We start from the raw sequence: 25,437 nt of genomic DNA, 5'->3' as shown, positions 1-25,437 counted from the left end.
ATGATGCTGCAAAGCAAATCAGCCCTCGTTTAGTATCTTTTCTATATTTGTTTTGACCAGCTGGAAGGCCACTTCATTCATGCCGCTGTTAATAATTACGTCAGCCATAGGCTTAGTTGGTTCAACATAAAGATAATGCATAGGCTTTACCGTGGTTAAATACTGCTCCACAACTCCTTCAATATCTCTGCCACGGTCTTTTACGTCGCGGATTACCCGGCGTAAAATTCTCTCATCTGCATCCGCCTCAACAAAAATCTTAATATCAAACATATCTCTTAAACGCTCATCGGCAAAAACTAATATCCCTTCGACTAAAATAACCTTTTTAGGCTCTACTTTAACGAACTTGTCAGAACGATTATGTTTGGAATAATCATAAATCGGACACTCCACTGACTCTCCGTTTCGCAGTGCGGCCAGCTGATTGAGCAAAAGTTCTGTCTCAAATGCTTCCGGATGATCGTAATTCATCTTTTTTCTTTCTTCAAAAGGAACCCCATCCTGCCGCTTATAATAATTATCATGGTAAAGAACTGCTATATTATCACAAAATGCATCTTTCAACCGGTTGGTAAATGTTGACTTTCCTGAACCGGTACCTCCGGCAATTCCTATTATAATACAATTCATCTTCCGCAATCCTCCACTAATCTGGTTCTGTACACACAAAAATTATTTTATCAGAAAGACCGGATGAATTCAATGGTCTTTTATTTCATTATAGTAATTTGCCAGGGTCACAGTTATATAGGGATATACATAAATATAAGCAAGAGTGCAGGTGACAAGTGCCAGTAGATGCCACAGGATAAAGGACAATTCCAAAACAAAATATTCCCATAATCGCCCATCCATCATATCTTTGCTCTCTTCAATGCACTGGAAAATACCTTTTTCCGGATTTTCAACCATAATAAAGATTGCCTGAGAATACCTTAGTGCAGCTATAATACCTGGAATGATGAGCAATAGAGACCAAAGAGTAACAAACACTCCTATCATAAAATAAAGACCAAATGCTTTAAAAAAATAGGAAGCACTGGAAAATAAATCACCATAAGACATGGATTCGTCACGTTTTGACACTTTTAAGCAGAAAGACTGATAACCGAATTCCAACAGCGTATTAATAATTAAATATACGATTAAGAAAACAATACTAAACAGGATATAAGACCGCCACTGATCGGCTCCTGCTTGACTGCTTTCCAGTATTTTCTGCCATTTATCCAGAAACATCTGAATCACTGATAATACCGTAAGAATGATACCCATAATTACAGTAACCAGATATGGGCTTATTAATGCCTGTTTCATAGCATTTTTAGCATCTGCCTTTAACGCTTCTCTGTTCATACTGCTGCCTCCTGATTAATAGTTTGATTTCATCAATTACAAATTCAGCCTGTCATAACTTTTTTCCAGGTATTCACTAAGCTTTCTGCTCAGTTCTGTATTCTCCTCTTTTTCCAGATCAGGATCATCTGAAAAAATGTGTTTCAATTCCTCTGATACCGTCTTTAATAAATTGGCATCGGTAAAAATATCGCCTAATTTAAATTCCATCTCTCCGCTTTGACGGATACCAAAAATATCACCAGGTCCCCTTAATTTTAAATCTTCGGAAGCAATAAAAAAGCCATCATTGGACCGGTTTAAGATATCCAGCCGTTCCTTTGTTCCATCCTGATCCGAGCCATTTACCAAAATACAGTAGGACTGATATTTGCCGCGCCCCACCCGGCCTCTTAGCTGATGAAGCTGTGCGAGTCCGAATCGCTCCGCATTTTCTATCATCATAACTGTAGCATTTGGTACGTTAACTCCGACTTCGACAACAGTGGTGGAAACAAGTACAGAAATTTCCCCGGAAGCAAATCGTTCCATAATGCGGTTCTTTTCTTTTCCCTTCATCTTGCCATGAAGATATTCAATACTCATTCCTGGAAGTGCTTCTTTTAAAGCGGCAGTATAATCCACCACATTTTCTGCTTCGATCATCTCGCTGGCTTCCACCATAGGACAGATCACGTAAGCCTGACGCCCGGCTGCAATTTCTTTTTTAATAAAATCATAAGCCTTTTTCCGGTACCCGGTATCCACCACGCAGTTTTTAATGGGGAGCCGGTTGGCAGGAAGTTCATCAATTACGGAAATATCCAGATCTCCGTAAATAATGATAGCCAGGGTTCTGGGAATGGGAGTCGCACTCATTACCATAACATGCGGTTCTTCTCCTTTTTTTCCCAACAGTTCTCTTTGCCCTACGCCGAAGCGGTGCTGCTCATCTGTAATTACCAGAGCAAGCTTATCATAAATAACCTTATCCTGAATCAGTGCATGCGTTCCAATTATAATATCTGCCTCGTGGTTTGCTATTTTCTCATAAGCAATTCTTTTTTCCTTAGCAGTCATGGAACCGGTAACAAGAACCGGCACCTTATTAATCTGGTATGTTAAGAACAGCTCATTCATGGATTCGTAATGCTGTCTGGCAAGAACCTCCGTGGGCACCATGAGAGCTCCCTGATAACCGTTACAGGCTGCCTGAAGCAATGCCAGTATGGCTATGATTGTTTTTCCCGATCCAACATCTCCCTGCACCAGCCGGTTCATGACCAGACCGCCTGTCATATCAGCATATACCTCATCAAGTACTTTTTGCTGGGCGTTTGTCAAAGAATACGGCAGTCTGCTCTGAAATGTTTTTACTTCCTCTGACAACTGGATTGCAAACGGACTGGTTTTATTCTCTCTTTTGTCCTTTAAACGTCTGACAGCCATTAAGAAAAGAAAAAACTCATCAAAGACCAGTCTTTTTCTGGCAAACAAAAGTTCCTTCCTGTCTGACGGAAAATGAATATGTTCAATAGCAAAATTATATTCTGCCAGTTCGTGCTTCCTTCGCAGATCGGCAGGCAGATAATCCCTGATCATAAGGCGGGCACTGAGCGCCTGTTTTTGTGCCCGGACAATGGTCTTATTACTTAAGCCCTTCGTCTGACCGTAGACAGGCTGCATGGAATGAACAATCTCTCCATAAGCCTCTGCCGTATAAACTTCAGGCTGCTCCATGATGAGACGGCCGCTTTTCTTAATAATCTTTCCGCGAAAAACAGCCCGCATTCCAGCCTTTAATGTAGCATGCAGATAAGGCATATTGTACCAGATCAGCTGCATGGTGCCAGATCCATCTCTTAAAATAGCTGTAACAACCTGTACACGACTGTATCGTTTTACATCCGGTGTTCTTTCAAGCATCCCGGCCACGGTCATAACGCTGTCCGGCTTGATTTCAGCAATTGGTGAGGGGTCCTCATACGTATCATATGCCCTTGGATAATATTCCAGAAGATCTTCTATTGTGTCCACTCCAATCTTTTGAAACAGTTTCCCGGTTTTTTCTCCAATCCCTTTCAGGGATTCAATGGGGTCTTGGTTCATCCGATCACCCGCCTCCTTTCATTTTGTTTCTCCGAATATGAAAAAACCGGGCAGACGAGAGTCACGTCTGCCCGGAATCATACAGCTTCGACTCCTTTTTATTCAACGGAAATCAGATAATAATAAATCGGCTGACTGCCGCAATGAAGCTCCACTTCACAGCTTGAAAATTGTTCTTCTGTTTTCTCCTTCAGTGCTGCGGCATCCTCTTCACTCACATCCTTACCATAATAAATGGTAATCAGTTCTGATTCTTCTTCTACCATAGCTTCCAGTGATTTCAGTGCAGTAGCTTCAATCTCTTCCCCTACAGCAAGAATGCCATGGTCTCCCAGAGCCATGATATCGCCTTCTTTAATTTCGATATCATCGATGGTGGTATTACGGACTGCATAAGTAATCTGTCCAGTCTTTACACGACTCATCTCTTCCGTCATATTTGCTTCATTTTCCTCAGGTGATAAATCAGGTGCAAAGTTAATAATTGCAGTAATACCCTGTGGAATTGTCTTGGAAGGAATGACGATTACCTTCTTATCCTCTACCAGACTTCTGGCCTGTTCTGCAGCCAGAATAATGTTCTTGTTATTCGGCAGAATGTAGATTGTATCTGCATTTACCCGGTCAATGGCATTTAACATGTCCTCAGTACTGGGGTTCATGGTCTGACCGCCCTGGATTAAATAATCAGCTCCAATACCGCTAAAGATCTCATCAAGCCCCTCACCTGCTGATACAGAGATAAAGCCATAAGCCTTTCTTGGCTCTGATTTCTTTCCTTCTGCCTTCTGCTGTGCTGCCAGCTTCTCTGACTCTTTAATCAGCCTTTCCTGATGCTCTTCCCTCATGTTATCAATCTTCATGCGGGACAGAGAGCCAAGGGTAAGCGCCCTTTGAATGGCAAGTCCTGGATCGTTGGTATGAACGTGAACTTTAACAATATCATCATCGGATACAACTACAAGGGAATCTCCAATGGATTCTAAATATCCTTTGAATTCCTGCTCTGTTTTTTCGTTATAAGGCTTTTCTAAATTAACAATAAATTCTGTGCAGTAGCCGAATTTAATATCAGCTTCTTTCAGTGCGCTTCCTTCCATGGAGACAACCGGCTCCACACGTACTGCGGCTTCTACGGTTAAATCAACTTCTTTCCCTGAGAGGAAGTTAAAAGCACCCTTTACCACCTGCATCAGACCCTGACCGCCGGAATCCACAACACCTGCCTGCTTTAATACCGGAAGCATCTCCGGTGTCTGGCTTAATACGTAATCGCCCTGTTCTACAACCTGACTGCAAAATTCAAGAATGTCTTCTGTTTCAGTTACCAGCTCAGCCGCTTTTTCTGCCATTCCTCTTGCTACTGTCAGAATGGTTCCCTCTTTGGGTTTCATGACTGCCTTATAAGCTGTCTCTGTGGCTCTCACAAAGGAATTAGCCAAAATAGTAACGGTCACCTGGTCAGCGCTTGCGATCTCTTTTGTAAATCCTCGGAATAACTGGGATAAGATAACGCCAGAGTTTCCTCTTGCGCCTCTTAAAGAACCGGAAGAAATCGCTTTTGCCAGAGATTCCATGGTTGGATTCTCGATGGCAGCCACTTCTTTTGCCGCTGACATAATGGTCATCGTCATGTTTGTTCCGGTATCTCCATCTGGAACTGGGAATACATTCAATTCATTAATCCAGTCCTTTTTGGCTTCCAGTCCTTTTGCACCTGCTAAAAATGCTTTCTGCAGCATCTTTGCGTCTATATACTTCATACCCACAGGTAGTTTCCTCCTTAATCAATCACTCTTACGCCTTCGACAAAGATGTTAATCTTATCTACCGTCATACCGGTGAATTCTTCTACTTTGTATTTTACATTTTCAATCAGATTATCGGCTACTGCAGAAATGCTGATTCCATATGCTACGATTACATGAAAATCAATGGTGATATGGTTGTCCTGAATTATCACATTAATTCCATGTGTCAGTCCTTCCCGTTTTAATAACTTAACGAGTCCGTCTTTCATGCTGACAGCCGCCATACCGACAATACCGAAGCACTCAACTGCTGTGGTTCCGGCGTACATAGCGATAACATCAGGGCTTACCTGGATCTCGCCCAGTTTATTATTGATATAACCCTTCATAGTCTCTACCTCCGTTCTTTCTGTCTGTAATGATTATACATGATTTTTCCAAAAAAAGAAACAAATTTTTATTTTTCACTTGCAAATCGCTGTAATTTCTGTTATCATACACTTGTTGTGGATTTTTCAACCAATAAAAAATCCAAGTTACTTTTAAGGAGGTGCAATCATGGCTAAATGTGCAATTTGTGAAAAGGCTGCTCACTTTGGCAACGCAGTGAGCCATTCCCATAGAAGATCCAATAAGATGTGGAAAGCAAATGTAAAGTCCGTTAAAGTTAAAGTAACAGGCGGCGCTAAGAAGATGTACGTATGTACTTCCTGTTTAAGATCCGGATTAGTTGAAAGAGCTTAATCGTAGGAAACTCCTGGCTGATATCAGTCAGGAGTATTTTTTTTATAATTATGAGACCCGGTTGATTCAATCGGGTCTCAATGATAGCAACAGTATTCGCTGTCAGCAGCAAAACAGATTATATCCCAGTACCAGGCATCCAATTATAAACAGAATTGTAACGATCGTCGCCGGGATAAACAGTAGGATTGCCATACCTGCTCCAAAGCAGAACAGCATAAGTCCACATACTCTTCTCATATCATCCCTCAATCCATTCAGGCTATATAATATCCTATGCGGCTTATCCCTTTCTTATTCTTCTGCTTTTTCTTTCTCTGCTGCCGCAGCCATCTCCTCTGCCATTTTAATCGCTTCCGGTGATACATCTTTGTTTCCTGACGTAAACTTATTAACAAAATCCGGAACCATGTCAAGGATCTTTGTCACTGCATCCTGCTGCTTGATATTGACCAGCTTTGTCACACCGTTTTGTATAATCAGTATGGCGCTTGGACTCATCTTGGCATGCATACCTCCCGCACCCTTTTCCTTGGCATTTTCCGAAAAGGATCCGGCAGCCATTCCACAGGTCACATCCACCAAAGGCAGAATAATGGTATCATCCACCTTAACCGCATCTCCTACAACTGTTTTTGTCGCCACAAAGGCATCCATACCTTTAAACAATGCCTCTACTGTAGACGTAAAATAATTATCTGCCATTGAACGCAATTCCTCCTTTATCGTAGCCATCTCTTTAACAGAACTCTGAAATTTTTATCAAGAAGCATCCGTATGCCGATGATCAGAACTGTCCCCAGGCGTATTCTTCCCTGAAAAGTTCCTTCTGCATGAAACACAGATTCATCAAAAACCGGATATAGATTCCAATATTTATGAAAGAAGGGATACAGTACACTGGCTGCCATTAGTGCCTGTCCCGTCAGTGCCGGATCTTCAAAACCAAATGTCACGTTACCATGCCCCTTCACCGGGAAAATATGACGAATCAGACGCTTCACCTGTCTGTAAAGCAGCTTTGCGGTCTTCTGATTTTCGCTGTTGGAAAGAAAAGCCTGTATTTCATCCTTCTTCTCTTTCATGTTTTTCAGTGTATCACAAAACTTCCGGTATAAGTACTTAATTTTTTCCAGAATATGGATTAATTTCTTCTTTATCTTATTATAAAAATTCTGAAGCCAGGAAATATGCTCTGTTTGTGTTTGTTCTGTCTGTCTGTTTTCTTTTTGTACGGGCTGCCGGGACAGAGGTTCTCCCTGGACAGTTTTTTTCACATCCTGACCTAATTGCCGTGCTTCTTTTATGGTCTCCGGCTCTTTTATTTCCATTGCCTGAACCATGATTTCTTCTGCCTCTTTTAGCTCTTCATCCATTTTCTTTGGTCTCATAATTCGAAATCCAAACAAGCGGATCGCAATGACAACTTCCTCTTCATACCGAACCGTGACAGAAAGGATATGTAGCAGCCAGGAAATTTTCAAATTTCCCTTCACTTTTTCAAAATAAGATCCCTCTCCACGGTAACGGACCGGTACAAACAGCACCAGAAGAACTGCCAGAATAATAAGCCCTAAAAGGATCAGGATCAGAATTCCTAACAGCTTTAAAATAAATAAAATTACATGAAGCATGAACACCTCACATCTTACCGGTCACTTTTCAAAAAATCAGACAGATTGAATCCTTCTGTTTTCCGGTATAAATCATGAATCACACGTCCAGCCACTTCCATTGCCTCCCAGTAATCAGAAGCAATGCCAAGGATAAAGAACTCTTTTTCCTTATAAAATGGAGATATTATTTCAGCAGCTGGAAAGATATCAAGTATATTATTCCCATTTGAGGCAGGTGTAATCACATAAATATCCAAACCGGGTTTCCCCTTCCTGATTCCCTGAATGATCCGGTATCGTTTCTTCTTCGCTTTCTCTCCGACGTATAAACGGTTATACCAGCTTATTTTCATAATCCATCAGCTCTTCCAATAATTCCATGCATGTTTCTTTTTCAGCGCGATCTAAGCAGCTTGAAAGACTGCCTCTTACGTATTCCTGGATTTCATCGATCGAATTAAAGTATACAGGCAAATCCGATAATACCTTGGCCATCACAGCACGAACCACCGGTTTCGGTGCATCTGCAAAAAGTTCTTCCAGCTCCTGAATATAAGCTTCTGCCTGCTGATCTAAATAAGACTTGTCAACGATTGCGCTTTCTTCCCCGGAAATAGTCTCTCTGCCTTCTTCTATTATAAGTTCAGCAAAGCTGCTTCCAGATAACAGCCTGTCTACATTCATGGAACGAATATAGTCCCCATCATCAGCAGACTCTTCGTTTAAAACTTCTACTTTTAAATAACGTTCGTAGTAAGCTTCCTGTCTGCCTTCTAACTGGGTAAGCTGGCTGAGGAATTCATCTTCTCCAAGGGTAAAATCTTCCTGATCCAGTTTCACCTGAATGCCGCTTATTACAGAACGGTAAAATTCCTCTTCACTGACATCAATGACAGCGTCCTGCTTAGCAAACATCAATACACATAAATCATTAATCACATCCTGAAGCATTACATAAAAACCAGACTCATCTGTAAGAACCTGACTTGCATAGGACAATTTTGCAGAAGCTTCTTCGAAGCTGTCAAAGGTCATATCCCGGTAATCCATACGCTTAAACTGCTGTAAAATTTCATAAATTTCCTTATGACCAGCCTCCATACCTTCTGGAAGAGAAACCATGGATTCCGTCCGGAGGGTATACATCATATCCCGTAGATTCTCCCTTGGAGACCCAAGATAAACGGAAAGCCCCTCCATAAGAAGACTGTAAAACTTCTGTTTTGTCAGCCGGACCGGGAGCTGTCCCATAATCTGTTTGATCCGTCCGTTCATAACAGCGGAGTCACTGGTGTCAGTAATAAATCCCATCAGCCGTTTTAAAAATGCCTCGTCTCCGTCATTTGTTTTGCCTGAAGAAATAAACTTTCGTTCCATGCGATTTAAAATATATTCAAAAATCTGAAAACAGTCGGCATAGGAGGTCAGAATCTCTACTTCGTGAGTCATGTCCTTCCTCAGCGACAGCAGATCCTCGTTTACTTCCTTTCCAGAAATGCATTCACCTATCAGGCTGTTTAACCGTTTTAAGTAGTCAGCCATCTGCTGGGTCTGGGGTGCTTCTTCTGCGACAGTCTCCAGTAATGTATAGTAGTTTAATACAAGTCTTACATAAGAATACTGATAAGCAGCAGTCATCTGCTTTTTCATCAAACGGGTTTCCACGTGTTGTCTCCTCTCGGGGGTATTAATGATAATTGGATAAAATAGATCTCCTCAGGAAATCAAGGGCCTTTACAACAGACTGCTCCCTGATTTTTTCACGGTTACCTTTAAAATGGTATTCTTCCACCTTTACTTTGTCCTTCATATAGCAGGCAATATAGACCAGTCCCACAGGCTTTTCTCCATCTGCGTCCGGACCGGCAATACCAGTCACTGCGATACAGGCATCTGCATCGGAAGCAAATACACCTCCGGTTGCCATCTCTTTGGCTGTCTGTTCACTGACTGCCCCATATTTTTTTAAGGTGCCCTTGCTGACATCTAAATATTTTCTTTTTGCTTTGTTGGAATAGGTGATAAAGCCTTCCCTGAAAACCTCTGATGCGCCTGGGACATTAACCAGTCTGCCAGCGATCAGACCGCCTGTACAGGATTCCGCCGTTGTAACGGTCAGCTCGTGCTTCTTTAAAAGCCGCACAACTGCCATCTCAAGGGTTTCTTCTTCCTTCGTTGTGTATACAGCATTCTCAAACCGGTTTTTTATCTCTTTTACAACCGGTTTGAGAAGGGTTTTTGCTTCATCCTCATTGGCAGCCTTAGCGGTCACTCTTAAATGAACCTCTGCTGTCTTGGCATAAGTGGCAATGGTAGGATTGGTCTGGGTATTAATTAAATCAATCAGCTTATCTTCCACCTGGCTCTCACCATAGCCGCATATTTTAACCATCTGGGACCGGATTACTTCCGGCTGGCGGCTTTGCAGGTAAGGGAATACCTGCTCGGTAAATAAAGGTTTTAACTCGTTAGGAGGTCCTGGAAGAAGTATGGCAGTTTTCCCGTCCTTCTCCATAATAAGTCCCGGGGCAGTTCCGTTGCTGTTATCAAGCACAGTTGCTCCCTGGGGAATCATAGCCTGTTTCCAGTTATTATCCGGGATTTCTTTATATATATTGTTTTTAAAATATTTACTGATCCGTTCTCTGGTATGTTCATCTTCAACCAGATCAAAGCCCATTACCTCTGCGCATACTTCCTTAGTCAGATCATCTTCTGTTGGTCCCAGACCACCGGTAAGAATTACCACATCAGAACGATTCAGTGCTGTATCAAGTACTGCAAAGAGCCGTTCCCTGTTATCCCCAACTGTCACCTGATGATACATGGAGAGTCCCAAAAGGGCACATTTTTCTGCGAGATACTGGGTGTTTGTATTAACGATGTTTCCAAGAAGAATTTCTGTTCCAACTGAAATCAGTTCAACTACCATGGTTTACATACTCCCTTCTGTAAGTACGCGATAATTTTTTGCTATATAATCTACAAGTGAAACCACTGTGAGTATTGCCGCAATCCAGATAAAAGCATTGGTAACAATCCATAATGCAGGTATGTTTAAAATCAGCAGAACCGACATCACCATCTGTGAAGCTGTCTTGAATTTTCCCCAATAGCCTGCCGCAATCACAACTCCGTTATCGGAAGCAACCAGGCGGAATCCGCTGATAATAAACTCACGGCTGATAATTACAATCACGATCCAGGCCGGAAGCTGTCCAAGTGCAGTGAAGCAAACCAAACCTGCACAGACCAGAAGTTTATCCGCAAGAGGATCCATGAATTTTCCAAAATTAGTTACCAGATTATACTTTCTTGCAATCTTGCCATCCAGCAGATCCGTAAAGCTTGCAACAATAAACACAGCAGCAGCTATATAGCGGTAAGTTACATTATTACCGCCGTCAAGCAGCAAAAAAAGGACAAAAAACGGAATCATAATAACCCTTAAAACAGTCAGTTTATTCGGTAAATTCATCTTCCAACTCTCCTATTAAGTCATACTCCATCGCTCCGGTAACACGGATCTTTGCAAAATCTCCAGACATCAGTTCCTCACCTGTCTGAACAAAAATCATTCCATCCACTCCCGGACCATCCATATAGGTTCTTGCTACATATGCATTCTCATCAGCAACTTTTCCCTCTATCATTACTTCCAGGGTTTTTCCAACCATGGACTGGGAAAGATCAAGGGAAATCTCCTGCTGAAGTTCCATAATTGCATCTCTGCGATCCTCTTTGATCTCCTGTGGAACCTGATCAGGAAATTCTGCAGCTGGTGTATCTTCCTCTGCTGAATAAGCGAATACGCCAAGTCGTTCAAACTCCATCTCATCCACGAATTCCATCAGTTCTTCGTGATCTTCCTCTGTTTCTCCCGGAAATCCGGAGATCAGTGTGGTTCTCAGTGCAATGTCAGGGATTTCACTGCGAAGCTTGTTAATGATGTCCTTCAGCTGCTCTTTTGATGTTCTTCTTCCCATGCGTTTTAAGATCCGGTCGCTTGCATGCTGAATCGGCATATCTAAGTAACGGCAGATTTTGCTTTCTTCTTTCATAACTGCAATCAGCTCTTCTGTGATCTCCTCTGGATAACAGTACTGGATGCGAATCCACTGAATCCCTGATATGCGGCAAAGCTTCTTTAATAATTCAGGAAGAGATTTTTTTCCATATAAGTCCACACCGTATAAAGTGGTCTCCTGAGCTACTAAAATCAGCTCCTTCACGCCCTTATCAGCCAGTTTCTCTGCTTCTTTAATCAGATTTTCCATGGGGACACTGCGATAGTTACCTCTTAAAGTTGGGATGATACAGTAAGTACAATGCTTGTCACATCCTTCTGCAATTTTTAAAAAGGCATAATGGCCTCCCGTGGTAAGGATTCTGTCTGTTTCTGTCTGGGGAAGTAAATCCAGATCATGGAAACAGGATACGGATCCCTCGCCCCCCAATGCCTTCTTTAAAACATTGGATATCTCATCATAAGTTGATGTTCCAAGAATACCATCTACTTCCGGTATCTCATCAATAATCTCCTGCTTATAACGCTGTGCCAGGCAGCCTGTAACAATCAGTGCTTTACAGTTGCCGTCTATTTTTCTTTGTGCCATCTCTAAAATGGTATTGACACTTTCTTCCTTGGCATCACCAATAAAACAGCAGGTATTGATTACAATGACATCTGCCTCATACTCGTCATCTGTAAAAGTATAACCGTCTCTATTTAAAAGGCCTAACATCATCTCCGTATCTACCAGATTCTTATCACAGCCTAGTGATATGCATAATAACTTCATGTTTAAACTCCTGTCATTCGTTTTTCCTGAAAGAAAAGGCCATCTACCATAACGGAGACGGCCCTCTTCTTAATTATCGTCTTCTTCTGTTGCGTCCGCTTCGCTTAAAATCTTCACTTTGCCCTCATATAACTCTTCTACGGCAACTGAAAGCGGCTTTTTGCCGACCCCCGGAATCTCAGTGTCAGAGCCTCCGATGATCTGTCTTGCTCTCTTTGCTGCGGCAATCACGATAGAATAACGGCTCTGTACAACCGGAGCATCTCCCGGCTCAACCTCACTGTTTACTACATTAATCAAATCTGAATAAGATGGATGTAACATCTTCCATTCCCCTTTCTCAAACCAGTTTATATATTCTTTAATTCTTCCCGGATCTGGGATAAAAATGCCATATTATTGGAAGCACGCTTATGCTGTACCTGAATCATAAGATGCATCTCCTCCACGCATGTGTCGATCTCATCATTAATTAAAATATAATCATAAGCCTCCATGCCCTGTGCTTCTTCTGAAGCCCTGCGAAGTCTGGCATTAATTACCTCCATGCTTTCTGTACCTCTGCCGATCAGACGGCGTTTCAGCTCTTGTGCATTAGGTGGCATAACGAACAGCAGGATTGCTTCCGGAAACCGTTCCTTTACTTTCAGCGCTCCCTGAATTTCTATTTCAAGAATAACATCTTTCCCCATTTTCATCTGGTTTAAAACATATTCCTTGGGAGTGCCGTAAGAATGATTGACGTACTGTGCATATTCAATCAATTCTTCCTTTTCAATCATATCGTTAAAATGTTCTTCTGTAACAAAAAAATATTCTTTTCCATCCACTTCACCCGTTCTGGGAGCTCTTGTGGTTGCGGAAATAGACAACGCATAATTCTCATACCGGTTCAGAAGCTCTTTCATAAGTGTGCCCTTTCCGGCACCAGAAAAACCGGATACAACTACCAGCATGCCATGTTCGTTCATACTGCGATTCTCCTACTCAATATTCTGGATCTGTTCCCGTACTTTCTCAATTTCAGTCTTTAATATAATTGCCTTATCTGAAACCTCTAAATCACTGGCCTTTGAAAGAATGGTATTGGCTTCCCGATTCATCTCCTGGGCGATGAAATCCAGTTTTCTGCCCACAATTCCTCCAGCTTCCAGTTCTGACCGTGTATGTTCAATGTGACTTCTTAAACGGACCGTCTCTTCATCCACACAGATCTTATCTGCATAAATGGTTACTTCCGCAGCGATTCTGCCTTCATCAATGGCAGCTCCTGCCAGAAGCTCTTTCACCTTATCTTCCAGCTTCGCCCGGTATTCCACAAGAATCTTTGGAGATCTCTCTTCAATAAATTCCAGAATATCATTCATCAGGTTCAGCTTACCTAGAAGATCCGCCTTTAAGTTTTCGCCTTCTGTTAATCTTGTTTCCACAAAACGCTTTGCAGCTTCTTCTACTGTTTCTGAAAGAAGCTTCCACATCTGATCCTCATCTTCCGGTACTTCTTCCATAATAAGTACTTCCGGACATCTGGCGAGTGCAGAAACCTTAATATCGTTCTGAATTCCGAACTGCTCTTCCATCTTTGCAAAATATCCCATGTATTCAGCAGCCAGCGCACTGTTATACTTTAAACACAGCTTGTTTTCCGTATAATCTTCATAACTGATAAAAACGTCTACTTTACCGCGCTGAATATAATTCTTTAACAGATTTCTGATCCCTGCTTCAAAGAAATTAAACTTTTTCGGCATCTTTATGCTTAAATCCAAATATCTGTGATTTACAGCCTTCATCTCGACGGAAATTTTATATTCATCCGTGACGGTTTCGTACCTGCCGAAACCTGTCATGCTCTTAATCATTACAAATGCCTCTCTTTCGCCATAGATATAAACCATTATAAGTCATAATAAAAAACAAGTCAAATGGTTTTAAATTTTACATAACCGTGTTTCTGTGGTATACTATCTCCATCTATAAACCTTACCGGAGGACACAAACAATGGCATTAGATGGAATTGTTATGGCAAATCTCACGGCAGAAATGAAAGACCGGCTGGAAGGCGGAAAGATCTCTAAGATCGCCCAGCCGGAAAAAGATGAACTGCTGTTTACTGTTAAAAATCAAAAAAATACATGGAAACTTTTAATTTCAGCCAGTGCCAGCTTACCACTGGTTTATTTCACGGAAAACAACAAGCAAAGTCCTCTGACTGCTCCTAATTTCTGCATGCTTCTGAGAAAGCATATCGGCAATGGCAGGATCATGAGAATCAGCCAGCCTGGTCTGGAACGAATCCTTTGCATGGAAATAGAACATTTAGATGAACTGGGCGACAGACGGACGAAAAAACTCATGATAGAAATTATGGGAAAACACAGCAACATCATCTTCTGCAATGAAGAGGATATGATTCTGGACAGTATTAAACACATCTCTGCCCAGGTGAGCTCCATTCGTGAGGTATTACCCGGAAGAAAATATTTTATTCCCCAGACCATGGACAAGAAAGATCCCCTGACCATTACCGAAGAAGAATTTATTTCTACAATCAGACATGCGGCTGCACCAGTACAAAAAAGTCTCTATTTAAATCTGACCGGTATCAGTCCCATCATTGGCCATGAACTTTGTCATCTGGCCTCTATTGATGGAGATTATTCTGCTAATGAGCTGTCAGAGACAGAACTCTTACATTTATACCGCATGTTCTCTTTTATGATGGAAGATATCAAAAAAGGATCATTTAAACCTAATATTGTTTATAAGAATGAGGAACCGGTAGAATTTGCTGCTGTACCACTTACCTGTTATGAAGGAAGCGATTATGAAGCCACAACTTTCGAATCCATCAGTACTCTTTTAGAGACCTACTATGCTTCTAAAAACGCAGTAACAAGAATTCGTCAGAAATCCGTTGATCTAAGGAAGATTGTACAGACAGCGCTGGAACGAAATTACAAAAAATACGATCTCCAGGAAAAGCAGTTAAAAGATACGGAGAAAAAAGATAAGTATAAAGTATACGGAGAGCTTTTAAATACCTACGGCTATGAACTGACGGGAGGTGAAAAGAAGCTCACCTGCCTTAATTATTATACCAATGAAGAGATTACCATTCCATTAGATAACCAGCTTTCCGCAAGGGAAAACGCCCAGAAATATTTTGACAAATACAATAAATTAAAACGAACCTTTGAAGCCGTTACAGGGCAGATCAGCGAAACCCGGCAGGAAATTGACCATTTGGAGTCCATCAGTGCAGCACTGGATATTGCTTTGCTGGAAGAAGATCTTGTACAGATTAAAGAAGAACTTATGGAATATGGCTATGTCAAACATCGCAGAAGCGGAGACAAAAGACCGAAAATAACCAGCCGCCCCTTCCATTATATATCATCTGACGGCTTTCATATGTATGTAGGAAAGAACAACTATCAAAATGAAGAATTAACCTTTAAGGTCGCAAGCGGTAATGACTGGTGGTTTCATGCCAAAGGAATTCCCGGCTCCCACGTCATTGTCAAATCAGAAGGAAAAGAACTTCCTGACCGGACCTTTGAAGAGGCAGGTGCTCTGGCTGCTTACTACTCCAAAGGCAGAGATAATGATAAGGTTGAAGTAGATTACATTCAGAAAAAGCAGATTAAAAAAGTTGCGGGAGCCGCTCCTGGCTTTGTGATCTATCATACAAATTATTCTATGGTTGCAGAACCAGGAATTCAATCACAGGAAGAAAAATGATACTAAGATATCCTTATTAGCAAAGATTGCGGATCCTTATGGGTCCGCTTTATTTCTATAAACAAAAAAGAAGCGTTAAAGCAGACATTTTCATGTACCTTACAACGCTCCATTTATGTACTATTTAATCTATTAATTCTACAATGTTTTTTCTTTCAGGAATTGTGGTTATAATTTCAATACAATACTCTTGAGGGATAATCCCACTCATATTGCGACTTGGTAAAAAACCAGCTTTTTTAATCATGCCTTTTTCAATAATATTATATTTCTTTTTTTCCGTCTTTAATATTCTAAAAAATAAGTTTTCTTTCATATATCTTTCTCCTAACACTCTCATTGGCATACGTAGGAAAAAACTACATGTTACAAAATAATGTTATAAAAACATAAATCTGCTGCCTTTAAAAATCGAAAGACAGCAGATACTCCCCTTTTTTGTATAAGAGTACCGAAGTAATCCTACACTATATGCTTTTTCATTAAACAACGCTTTTATAATTCGTTGAATTACTCATACCGGAATTTCTGATGATGTCTTCTCTTCTTAAATTACTTTGCATTACGCATTTTTAACACTTCTTCTGGAATTTTTCTTTCATAAACTCCAGCTGGAATGCTTCTCCCTACAGAATTAAGAGATACTTTAACCAATGCTTTCTGCAATTCTTTTACTACTTCCTTCTTCATCATCCTCAATCTCCTTTTTATTTGTTTTGTTTTTAGGAAATAACGTAAGTATTTCCAAAACAACCGGATAAATAAGTAGTTCTACCAGCGACGGATTCAGATATGCAACCGTCATGATAATAGTTAAAACAGCAATAGAATACAGCTTTTTCTTCAGAATATCTTTTGGAGTAAAGTATTCTATGTTGATGGTTCTCGGTGCCAAAAGTAAAATTACTATTGACGAAATAATATAGATATACGGCAGAAAAGAAAGTCTGATTGGCAAGTAAATATGTCCCGCTAATGATAAAGCCCATATAACTAACATACTAAGCCCACAACCAGTGCCTGTTCTTGCATGTATTCCGCCAGCCTGCAATCTGAGTCCGCAGAAAGCCAATAATATAAGAAGAGTCTCAATACCTTGTCCAATTATAATACCTATAATCTGGATAAATACAAACTTAACGATATTATCTAACAATAACTCAATTCCATATTGGATTACATCGCTCTCTTCTTTACTTTTCGGACTAATTTTGTTCATCCAATTATTAATAATCAATGCAATTTTATCTATGCCCATTTCACCACCACCATCTATCCATATATTACCATAACTTTTAGTTTAAAAATGTTTTTGCAATTATCGTTGCAGTTTTTATCCTAAGCGTCAAACACGATGATTTTTCATACAATTAGCTTTACTTTCCATGTCTGACAATGTACAATGATAGTATTTACTAGCGAGGTGAGACACCATGACATATTTTGTTTATACTCTTACAGGAGGACTTTGTAATTATTTCTCCTGTTCTAATTTGCTGCCCAAAAAACTATCAGTATTTAACCGATTATCATTATTTTTATACGCATTTGGTTCACTTTATTTCTTTAATAGATATTATGGGCAAGCCAGTACTTTTATTACTCTTTCAGGTATGTTAATAATTGTAAGTTTATTTACTAAACTTGATTATTTAAGCCTGGGATGTTATTTGTTTGGATATTTATATATCATTGCATTTAATTATCTTTTCATGTACATTGCTGGTGAGATACTTAAAATGGATATGGAATGTATGCTGAAACATGATGTATTAAATATTATTTTTTCTACTGTATACTGTGTGTATTGCGGTATTACAACTAAATTAATCGGGTGGTTTATACATAAAAAATTAAACATCTCACAGTATTTAACTAACAAGCATATGCTTAAAGCTATATTAACCGATTTATCATTACTGGTGTTTTTCTTTGTTTTTAATTTTTCATACGGAGAGCGTCTGGGTTATAATTTTGGCGTAATAGCGCTAAATGGAGTTATTTTTTTATTGCTTTTTTCAATCACTGTATATCTTATGTATTCAATTTACAAAGTAACTATGGGAGAACAAGCTTATAAGTATCGTATGGCGCAGTATGAGAATTTACAGATCTATACAGAAAGGTTGGAAAATTCTTATGGATCAATGCGAAAATTTAAACACGACTATCTAAATATACTAAGTACAATGGGTGGATTCATGGAAGAAAATGATATGAATGGATTAATTGAATATTATGAGAAAAGGGTACTTCCTATCAGTCATGCATTTTCTGAATCAGATACGAAACTTGGTGGTCTTTCAAAGGTTAAAAACACAGCATTAAAAAGCTTACTCTCATCAAAATTTATTTATACCATGGAGATTGGTATGAATTTAAAAATTGAATTGACTGAAATCATTGATGATGTGGTTATGGACTCTCTTGATCTTTCCAGAATTATTGGAATTTTTTTGGATAATGCTATTGAAGCAGCAATGAATACTGTACAAAAAGAACTATATTACTGCATGTTTTATAAAGATGAAGAGCTATACATAATTATAAGAAATACCTCTCTTCCACTCAGCCATGCAATTTCACAGCTATCCAGTCACGGCATTTCCACAAAAGGGGAAGATCGGGGCGTTGGGCTCTATAATGTATCACTTATATTAAGTGACTATAATAATGTTATTTGGGATACTACATACGAAGAACCTTACTTTACTCAAAAACTGATTCTTAGAAAAGGTATAAAATAGGTGCAATAAATGATTCATATATATCTTTGTGAAGACGATGAAAGACAATTAAAGAGATGGAAAGACATTATTGAAAAATACCTGTTAATGAATTCTACAGAATCAATACTTTATTGTGCAACTTCAATACCAGAAGAGCTGATATCTATAAGGAAAAAATCCAATATTATAGGACTGTATTTTCTGGATATTGATTTACAGTCTAAGCAAAACGGAATTGAACTTGCACAGGAAATTCGCAGGTATGACCCTCGTGGTTATATAGTATTTGTAACGACACACAGTGAAATGGCTATTTTGACCTTTCAATACAAAGTTGAAGCAATGGATTTTATTGTTAAGGATGAACCAAAAACCTTACCGGATCAAATCTGTGCCTGTGTTCGAAATGCAGAACTTAATTATAAAAACCAGTTGAATTTATCAAACAGACTGCTATCTGTTAAAATTGATAAATCATCACTTATCCTAGATCAGAATGATATTATTGCAGTTACAACCTGTGAAGATTATCATAAAATTATGATACATACAAGATCTGGCATCAAACAAATTACTGGTACTTTAAAAGAATTAAATGCAACATTAAATTCTTCTTTTTGCCAATGCAGTCGTTCTGTTATCGTTAATTTAAAGCATGTATATAAATATTGCAGGGAAGATTCGCTGCTTATTATGGATAACAAAGAAACTTATCCTGTTTCATTTCGTATGATGGGAAAATTACAAAAAGCTCTAAATAATCTTTAATTAAAAAAGCCGGATAGTATTCCGGCTTTTTTGTTTATTAATCCCCATATGTTCCTTTTGATTTCACCAGCTTTGGCCGATACCCCTGAGAAGTAAGGGCAGCCATAATAGCATTCTTATGATCTGTACCAAATGCTTCCAGTGTAATTCTTAATTCTACTGCTGTATTACGATTGATACTGATAAACTGGTTATGTTCCAGACGGATGACATTGCCCTGCTCTTTTGCAAGAAGCGCAGATACTTTAGCCAGCTCTCCTGGTTTATCAGGAAGCAGAATGGAAACGGTGAAGATCCGGTCTCTCTGAATCAGTCCCAGCTGCACGATGGAGGCCATTGTAATAACATCCATATTTCCGCCGCTTAAGATGGATACAATCTTTTTATTATCTACATCGATATGTTTTAATGCAGCAACTGTAAGAAGTCCGGAATTTTCAACCACCATCTTGTGGTTTTCCATCATGTCTAAAAATGCTACGATCAGTTCTGAATCTTCAATTGTTATAATACTGTCCACATTTTCCTGGATGTATGGAAAAAGTTTGTCACCGGGGCATTTAACAGCTGTACCGTCTGCGATTGTATTGACCGTTGGAAGAGATACGACTTTCCCCTGGCGAAGCGATTCCTGCATGCAGTTTGCACCTGCAGGCTCCACACCGATTACCTTAATCTTAGGATTTAACATCTTTGCCAATACGGAAACGCCTGTGCAAAGACCGCCTCCTCCGATAGGAACCAGAATATAATCAACAGTGGGAAGTTCCTTGATGATTTCCATTGCTATGGTTCCCTGTCCGGTTGCCACATCTAAATCATTAAATGGATGTACAAAGGTAAGTCCTCTTTCTTCCGCCAGCTTATAAGCATGGTTGCAGGCTTCATCAAAGACATCTCCTTCCAGTATTACTTCTGCTCCATATCCTTTCGTCCGGTTAACCTTCATCAGAGGAGTTGTTGTAGGCATGACAATGGTAGCGGGAATCCCGGCAAGCTTTGCAGCATAGGCAACACCCTGTGCATGATTGCCGGCAGAGGCGGTAATCAAACCTTTGGATTTTTCTTCCTCTGTCAGAGTGCTGATTTTATAATAAGCTCCTCTTACTTTATAGGCCCCTGTATATTGCATGTTTTCCGGCTTAAAATACACTTTGTTTCCAGTCTGAGTAGAAAAATACTCACTGTATATAAGCTTTGTTTCCAGGGTAACCTTGCCAACGACTTCTGATGCTTCCTCAAACTTTTCCAATGTCAACATAATTTACGCCTCTTCTTTCTCTTCTACGTGAAACAATGCATTTACAAATTCTTCCGCATTGAATTTCTGCAAGTCATCAATCTTCTCCCCGACACCAATATATTTCACCGGAATTCCCAGCTCGGATTGAATTGCTACCGCAATCCCTCCTTTAGCCGTACCATCCAGCTTAGTAAGAATAATTCCGGTAATATCAGCCACTTCCATGAACTGTTTTGCCTGCACAAGAGCATTCTGGCCGGTAGTCCCATCTAAGACTACAAGAGTTTCCCGATATGCTTCGGGATATTCTTTGTCAATAATCCGGTTAATTTTTTTCAGCTCTTCCATCAGGTTCTTTTTATTGTGGAGACGTCCTGCCGTATCACAGATTAATATATCCGCCTGCCTGGATTTTGCTGCAGCAACTGCATCGTATACAACTGCCGCCGGGTCAGATCCTTCCTGCTGGGCAATAATATCTACGTTTGCCCTTCTCGCCCATTCTGTCAGCTGTTCAATGGCTGCTGCACGGAATGTGTCGGCAGCTGCAACGATCACTTTTTTTCCATCGTCTTTCATCTGTCCTGCCAGCTTTCCTACAGAAGTGGTCTTTCCCACTCCGTTCACTCCGATTATTAATAAAACAGAGCGGCGATTCTCAAATTCATATGCATTTTCTCCCAAATCCATCTGTTCCATGATACTGTCCATAAGAAGCTGTTTACATTCTGACGGATCCTTGATATTTTTTTCTTTTACTTTTTTTCTCAAGTCTTCCACAATTGATGTAGTCGTCTGGATACCCAGATCACCCATGATCAGAATTTCTTCAATTTCCTCATAAAACTCATCATCAATGGCCGAAAAACCGTTGAAAATGGAATCCACACCTGCGATAATATTATCTCTTGTCTTTTGCAGTCCAGCTACCAGTTTTCCAAAGAATCCCTTTTTTTCTCCCATTGTCGGCCTCCTTAACTTTCTAAATCTTCTTCAATCAGATTAACAGATACAAGCGTCGAGACGCCTTTTTCCTGCATGGTGATACCATACAGACGATCCGCAGACACCATGGTACCGCGCCTGTGTGTAATAACAATAAACTGTGTAAATTTTGTTAACTTATGCAAATATTTTGCAAAACGATCCACATTGGAGTCATCCAGCGCGGCCTCAATCTCATCAAGAAGACAAAACGGAGATGGCTTTAAATTCTGAATTGCAAAAAGCAGTGCTATGGCTGTCAGTGCTTTTTCTCCACCGGAGAGCTGCATCATATTCTGAAGCTTTTTACCAGGCGGCTGGGAAACAATCTGTATTCCCGCCTCCAGAATATCCTCATCTTCTACCAGTTCAAGCGCACCACGTCCGCCACCGAACAGTTCCTTGAAGACCTTATCAAACTCCACTCTGATTTCCCGGAATTTTTCTTCAAACTGTTTTCTCATTCCAGTATCAAGTTCATCGATAATTTTTAATAAGGTTCCCTCAGCAGTAATGAGATCATCATGCTGTGTCTTCATAAATTCATACCGCTCTGAAACCTCTTTATAATCCTCGATCGCATTAACATTGACATTGCCAAGCTTACGTATCTCTTCTTTTAAGGAACCGATCATCTTCTTAATGTCAGGCAGAGATGTCCATTCTTCATTTCTTAAGGCTTCCGCTTTTGAAAATGTCAGTTCATACTCATTCCACATATAGTTAACGTGGTTATCCATACGCTCTTCCATTTTCTCTTTTTGGCTCTGAAGGCGGAACAGTTCCTTATCCAGCAGACTGATACGCTGGGTGAGTTCTTCTCGTTTTTGGAACAGTTCTTTCTGCTCTTTTGATTTCATCTCTTTTTTAGCCAGTTTCTCATTAATTGCCTCATCCAGTGTTTCTCTGGCTGAACTGATCTCTGCAATTCTGGCTTTAATAGATTCTATTTCCTTTTGTTTTTCTTCAATAATCAGGCCAGATCCGCTGGATCCCTGAGACAGCTTTAAAAGTTCCTCTTCCAATCTGCTAATCTCATCTTTTACCCGTCGGATATTTTCTAACTCAAAATCATCCTTTTGCTTCAGACTGGAGGCTGCCAGCTGGGCTTCTGACAATTCTCTGGAGAATTTTTCTCTGTCGGCTTTTGCTTTTTCAAGATCAGCATTCAGACCCTCTAAGTCACCGTCTATATCCTGGCCTCGTACTGCCAGCTTTTCCACTGCAAGGATTAAATCCTGCCTGTTTTCGCCAATCTCTTTTTTCTGTACCTCGAGCTGGTTATTTTCCAGTTCTAAATCACCGTAGGATTCTATAATCTCTGCTTTTTTATCTTCAATCCTGCGCAGATTTATTTTAACCGTATTCTGTCTTAAATAAAGCTTCTGCTTCTCACTTCGGATGGTTTCAAGTTCTTCTTTACATTCACTTAAAAGCCCTTCGTTCATGACCAGCTCTGTCTCAATCTGCCCGGTTTCTTTCAGCGCCTTTTCACAGGCCGCTTCCAGTTCCTCCATTTCACGCTTTCGTCCCAGTAAATTACTGGTGTTTTTGAAAGCACCACCAGTCATAGAACCGCCAGCACTTAACAATTCTCCTTCCAGAGTAACAATTCTTAAAGAATACTGGAATTTCTTGGCAAGTGCGATTGCATGGTCAATGGTATCTACTACAACCACTCTTCCAAGAAGATAGTTTAAAAGTCCCTGGTACTGAGAATCCGCTTCAACCAGAGAATTTGCAAGTCCTAAAACTCCTGGTTCGCTAAGGGCTTTTTCCTGATTGAAACCGTTTTTATTACCAATGCTGGTAAGAGGGAGAAATGTAGCTCTTCCGTATTTGTTTTTCTTTAAATACTCAATCAGCTGCTTTGCTGTCTGGTCTGAATCGGTAACAACGTTTTGTATGCTTCCTCCCAGCGCTGTTTCAATGGCGACTTCATACTTTTTAGAAACTGTAATTAAATCCGCCACAACACCGTGAATTCCATGCACCCGGTCCTTTACTTCCATGACCCGGCGTATGCTGCCGCCGTATCCTTCATACCGTTCGGCAAGATTTCGGAGAGATTCCAGCTTGGTAGAGTTGGTGTGGTACTCCTGCTGTCTGTCGTTTAAATTCTTCCCAAGACGTTTGACTTCATGCTCCAGTTCCCCGGCTCTGCTTTCGCTTTGTTCCTGAAGTTCATTGTACTTAAGAATACCAGCATCAATTTCATCCGCTTCTTTTTGAAGAACCAGCAGCTGTTGATCCTGTTCTGATTCATCACTTTTATATTTGAGAAGCTTTTGAAGCACTTCAGATCTTCGGACATTTACCTGTTCAAGCATGGTCTCATAACGCTGCTGTTTGGCGTTTAAGGTAGCTTTTTCATTGAGAAGCTCAATAATACTCCCCTTACCAGATTCAATCCTTTGTTCCAGAAGATGAATTTTTTCGTCTTCTGCTGCAAGTACTGTTTCTCCCTGCTTTAACTGCTCCATTGCAGTCTTTACTGATTCTGCAATGACAGAACGTTCCTCTTCATAGGAGGACGCCTGGGACTTTTTCATATCTATCTCGGAGTGAATGGACCTCACCCTGCCTGCAATGTGCTCCGCATTCATCTGTTCTGTATTGATCTGCTCTTTTAGAACATTAATGCGTCCCTGCAAGTTTCCAGTCTCTATATCAGAGTTATTTTTTTCATTGCGGCTTACTAAAATAGATTCATCCAACTGGGATAAATATGTATCAAGGGTCTCATACTGCTCTCTGATGCCCTCTGATGCGTTTTTTGCTTCTTCCAGATCACGGCTGACGATTACTTCTTTCTCATCCACTTCTTTCATCTGAAAGCGCAGTCCTTCTGTTTCCATCAGGAACTGATTTACATCATACTTTTTCAGTTCTTCCTTTAATCTTAAATATTCTTTTGCTGCCTCAGACTGTTTTGCCAAAGGACCAACCTGTTTTTCCAGTTCCGAAAGAATATCACTGACACGAACCAGATTCTGCTTTTCATCCTCCAGTTTTTTCTGGGCAATGGCTTTACGGCGTTTAAATTTAACAATTCCCGCAGCTTCATCAAAAAGTTCTCTGCGTTCTTCCGGTTTTCCGCTTAGGATTTTATCAATCTGACCCTGTCCGATGATGGAATACCCTTCCTTGCCGATTCCGGTATCATAAAAAAGTTCATTAATATCCTTTAACCGGCAGGCACTTCCATTGATCATATATTCGCTCTCGCCAGACCGGTAGACTCTTCTTGATACTGTCACCTGATCATAGTCAATGGATAAGTGGTGATCCGAATTGTCAAGCGTTATGGCTACATAGGCAAATCCCTGGGGTTTTCTCATTTCCGTTCCCGAAAAAATAACATCCTGCATACTGGAACTTCTTAACTGCTTCACTTTTTGTTCACCCAGTACCCAGCGTACCGCATCAGCAACATTGCTCTTACCGCTTCCGTTGGGGCCTACAATGCCTGTAATTCCATTGTGGAACTCGAATACTATTTTGTTGGCAAAAGATTTAAACCCCTGAATCTCTATACTTTTTAAATACATACTCCACGCTGACAGCCATCACCAGCTGCCCTTTCTTTTCCATATTATTGTCCACGC

Annotated in this window: 26 protein-coding genes; 4 read left to right on the top strand and 22 right to left on the bottom strand. The window is 40.3% G+C overall.

Annotation, left to right across the window (positions count from 1 at the left end):
* Window positions 1-18 precede the first annotated feature (18 nt).
* From udk to ACOAOT_RS08705, 5 genes are all read right to left on the bottom strand, one after another.
* Window positions 19-633 (bottom strand): uridine kinase, encoded by a 615-nt coding sequence (gene udk, locus ACOAOT_RS08725; RefSeq protein ID WP_420216608.1) that lies wholly within the window; start codon window positions 631-633, stop codon window positions 19-21.
* Window positions 634-702: 69 nt separating this feature from the next.
* Window positions 703-1,359, bottom strand: coding sequence for a DUF975 family protein (locus tag ACOAOT_RS08720; RefSeq protein WP_420216607.1), 657 nt, complete (start codon window positions 1,357-1,359; stop codon window positions 703-705).
* Window positions 1,360-1,395: 36 nt separating this feature from the next.
* On the bottom strand, window positions 1,396-3,447 hold the full coding sequence (recG, locus tag ACOAOT_RS08715) for an ATP-dependent DNA helicase RecG (RefSeq protein ID WP_420216606.1): 2,052 nt from the start codon (window positions 3,445-3,447) through the stop codon (window positions 1,396-1,398).
* A gap of 98 nt (window positions 3,448-3,545) precedes the next feature.
* Entirely contained in the window at window positions 3,546-5,216 is a 1,671-nt protein-coding gene (locus tag ACOAOT_RS08710) for a DAK2 domain-containing protein (protein ID WP_420216605.1), read from the bottom strand.
* 14 nt (window positions 5,217-5,230) lie between these two features.
* Window positions 5,231-5,587: an Asp23/Gls24 family envelope stress response protein gene (locus ACOAOT_RS08705; protein WP_170823599.1), complete on the bottom strand. Its 357-nt coding sequence runs from the start codon at window positions 5,585-5,587 to the stop codon at window positions 5,231-5,233.
* A 169-nt stretch (window positions 5,588-5,756) separates the two neighbouring features.
* Here ACOAOT_RS08705 and rpmB point away from each other — a divergent pair, with 169 nt between their 5' ends.
* Window positions 5,757-5,942, top strand: coding sequence for a 50S ribosomal protein L28 (rpmB, locus tag ACOAOT_RS08700; protein ID WP_097004294.1), 186 nt, complete (start codon window positions 5,757-5,759; stop codon window positions 5,940-5,942).
* Window positions 5,943-6,044: 102 nt separating this feature from the next.
* Here rpmB and ACOAOT_RS08695 read toward each other — a convergent pair whose 3' ends face one another.
* The 11 genes from ACOAOT_RS08695 to ACOAOT_RS08645 all read right to left on the bottom strand — a co-directional run bounded on the left by ACOAOT_RS08695 (window position 6,045) and on the right by ACOAOT_RS08645 (window position 14,222).
* Entirely contained in the window at window positions 6,045-6,182 is a 138-nt protein-coding gene (locus ACOAOT_RS08695; RefSeq protein ID WP_013272624.1) for a hypothetical protein, read from the bottom strand.
* A 54-nt stretch (window positions 6,183-6,236) separates the two neighbouring features.
* Complete coding sequence (locus tag ACOAOT_RS08690) at window positions 6,237-6,647, bottom strand: GerW family sporulation protein (RefSeq protein ID WP_104436176.1); 411 nt, start codon at window positions 6,645-6,647, stop codon at window positions 6,237-6,239.
* Between the two features lie 17 nt (window positions 6,648-6,664).
* Window positions 6,665-7,576 (bottom strand): DUF2953 domain-containing protein, encoded by a 912-nt coding sequence (locus ACOAOT_RS08685; RefSeq protein WP_420216604.1) that lies wholly within the window; start codon window positions 7,574-7,576, stop codon window positions 6,665-6,667.
* 14 nt (window positions 7,577-7,590) lie between these two features.
* Entirely contained in the window at window positions 7,591-7,911 is a 321-nt protein-coding gene (locus ACOAOT_RS08680; protein ID WP_104436174.1) for a hypothetical protein, read from the bottom strand.
* Entirely contained in the window at window positions 7,892-9,223 is a 1,332-nt protein-coding gene (locus ACOAOT_RS08675; RefSeq protein WP_420216603.1) for a hypothetical protein, read from the bottom strand. The genes ACOAOT_RS08680 and ACOAOT_RS08675 overlap by 20 nt, the downstream gene beginning before the upstream one ends.
* Window positions 9,224-9,245: 22 nt before the next feature.
* On the bottom strand, window positions 9,246-10,490 hold the full coding sequence (locus ACOAOT_RS08670) for a competence/damage-inducible protein A (protein WP_420216602.1): 1,245 nt from the start codon (window positions 10,488-10,490) through the stop codon (window positions 9,246-9,248).
* A 3-nt stretch (window positions 10,491-10,493) separates the two neighbouring features.
* Window positions 10,494-11,036 carry a CDP-diacylglycerol--glycerol-3-phosphate 3-phosphatidyltransferase gene (gene pgsA / locus ACOAOT_RS08665; RefSeq protein WP_420216601.1) on the bottom strand — a complete coding sequence of 181 codons (543 nt, stop codon included), beginning with the start codon at window positions 11,034-11,036 and terminating at the stop codon, window positions 10,494-10,496.
* Window positions 11,020-12,360, bottom strand: a complete 1,341-nt coding sequence (rimO, locus tag ACOAOT_RS08660) for a 30S ribosomal protein S12 methylthiotransferase RimO (protein ID WP_420216600.1) — start codon at window positions 12,358-12,360, stop codon at window positions 11,020-11,022. Before rimO ends, pgsA begins: the two co-directional genes overlap by 17 nt.
* Window positions 12,361-12,429: 69 nt before the next feature.
* Entirely contained in the window at window positions 12,430-12,684 is a 255-nt protein-coding gene (rpoZ, locus tag ACOAOT_RS08655; RefSeq protein ID WP_349667828.1) for a DNA-directed RNA polymerase subunit omega, read from the bottom strand.
* Window positions 12,685-12,710: 26 nt separating this feature from the next.
* Window positions 12,711-13,331 (bottom strand): guanylate kinase, encoded by a 621-nt coding sequence (gmk, locus tag ACOAOT_RS08650; RefSeq protein WP_104436168.1) that lies wholly within the window; start codon window positions 13,329-13,331, stop codon window positions 12,711-12,713.
* A gap of 12 nt (window positions 13,332-13,343) precedes the next feature.
* The gene (locus ACOAOT_RS08645; protein ID WP_104436167.1) at window positions 13,344-14,222 is read right to left on the bottom strand and encodes a YicC/YloC family endoribonuclease; all 879 of its coding nucleotides are present in this window, start codon (window positions 14,220-14,222) and stop codon (window positions 13,344-13,346) included.
* A gap of 140 nt (window positions 14,223-14,362) precedes the next feature.
* Here ACOAOT_RS08645 and ACOAOT_RS08640 point away from each other — a divergent pair, with 140 nt between their 5' ends.
* A complete protein-coding gene (locus tag ACOAOT_RS08640; RefSeq protein ID WP_420216599.1) occupies window positions 14,363-16,105 on the top strand; it encodes an Rqc2 family fibronectin-binding protein in 1,743 nt (580 codons plus the stop codon).
* A 124-nt stretch (window positions 16,106-16,229) separates the two neighbouring features.
* On the opposite strand, the gene ACOAOT_RS08635 is transcribed toward ACOAOT_RS08640, so the two are convergent.
* The 3 genes from ACOAOT_RS08635 to ACOAOT_RS08625 all read right to left on the bottom strand — a co-directional run bounded on the left by ACOAOT_RS08635 (window position 16,230) and on the right by ACOAOT_RS08625 (window position 17,363).
* Window positions 16,230-16,421, bottom strand: coding sequence for a hypothetical protein (locus ACOAOT_RS08635; RefSeq protein ID WP_420216598.1), 192 nt, complete (start codon window positions 16,419-16,421; stop codon window positions 16,230-16,232).
* A 236-nt stretch (window positions 16,422-16,657) separates the two neighbouring features.
* Window positions 16,658-16,798: an exodeoxyribonuclease V subunit alpha gene (locus tag ACOAOT_RS08630; protein ID WP_097004306.1), complete on the bottom strand. Its 141-nt coding sequence runs from the start codon at window positions 16,796-16,798 to the stop codon at window positions 16,658-16,660.
* Window positions 16,752-17,363, bottom strand: a complete 612-nt coding sequence (locus ACOAOT_RS08625) for an accessory gene regulator B family protein (protein ID WP_420216597.1) — start codon at window positions 17,361-17,363, stop codon at window positions 16,752-16,754. Before ACOAOT_RS08625 ends, ACOAOT_RS08630 begins: the two co-directional genes overlap by 47 nt.
* 175 nt (window positions 17,364-17,538) lie before the next feature.
* Between ACOAOT_RS08625 and ACOAOT_RS08620 the strand changes: the two genes are divergently transcribed.
* The gene (locus ACOAOT_RS08620) at window positions 17,539-18,852 is read left to right on the top strand and encodes a sensor histidine kinase (protein WP_420216596.1); all 1,314 of its coding nucleotides are present in this window, start codon (window positions 17,539-17,541) and stop codon (window positions 18,850-18,852) included.
* 9 nt (window positions 18,853-18,861) lie between these two features.
* Complete coding sequence (locus ACOAOT_RS08615) at window positions 18,862-19,602, top strand: LytR/AlgR family response regulator transcription factor (RefSeq protein WP_420216595.1); 741 nt, start codon at window positions 18,862-18,864, stop codon at window positions 19,600-19,602.
* 37 nt (window positions 19,603-19,639) lie between these two features.
* Here the strand turns inward: ACOAOT_RS08615 and ilvA are convergent, their stop codons facing one another.
* The 3 genes from ilvA to smc are packed head-to-tail and all read right to left on the bottom strand — an operon-like array spanning window position 19,640 to window position 25,380.
* On the bottom strand, window positions 19,640-20,863 hold the full coding sequence (ilvA, locus tag ACOAOT_RS08610; protein ID WP_420216594.1) for a threonine ammonia-lyase: 1,224 nt from the start codon (window positions 20,861-20,863) through the stop codon (window positions 19,640-19,642).
* Between the two features lie 3 nt (window positions 20,864-20,866).
* Window positions 20,867-21,808 carry a signal recognition particle-docking protein FtsY gene (gene ftsY / locus ACOAOT_RS08605; RefSeq protein ID WP_420216593.1) on the bottom strand — a complete coding sequence of 314 codons (942 nt, stop codon included), beginning with the start codon at window positions 21,806-21,808 and terminating at the stop codon, window positions 20,867-20,869.
* 11 nt (window positions 21,809-21,819) lie between these two features.
* Window positions 21,820-25,380: a chromosome segregation protein SMC gene (gene smc / locus ACOAOT_RS08600; RefSeq protein ID WP_420216592.1), complete on the bottom strand. Its 3,561-nt coding sequence runs from the start codon at window positions 25,378-25,380 to the stop codon at window positions 21,820-21,822.
* Window positions 25,381-25,437: the final 57 nt, after the last annotated feature.

It is taken from the genome of Lacrimispora struthionigena (genome assembly GCF_048627165.1).
Taxonomy (GTDB): domain Bacteria; phylum Bacillota; class Clostridia; order Lachnospirales; family Lachnospiraceae; genus Lacrimispora.
This window is presented reverse-complemented; position numbering and strand designations above follow the sequence as displayed.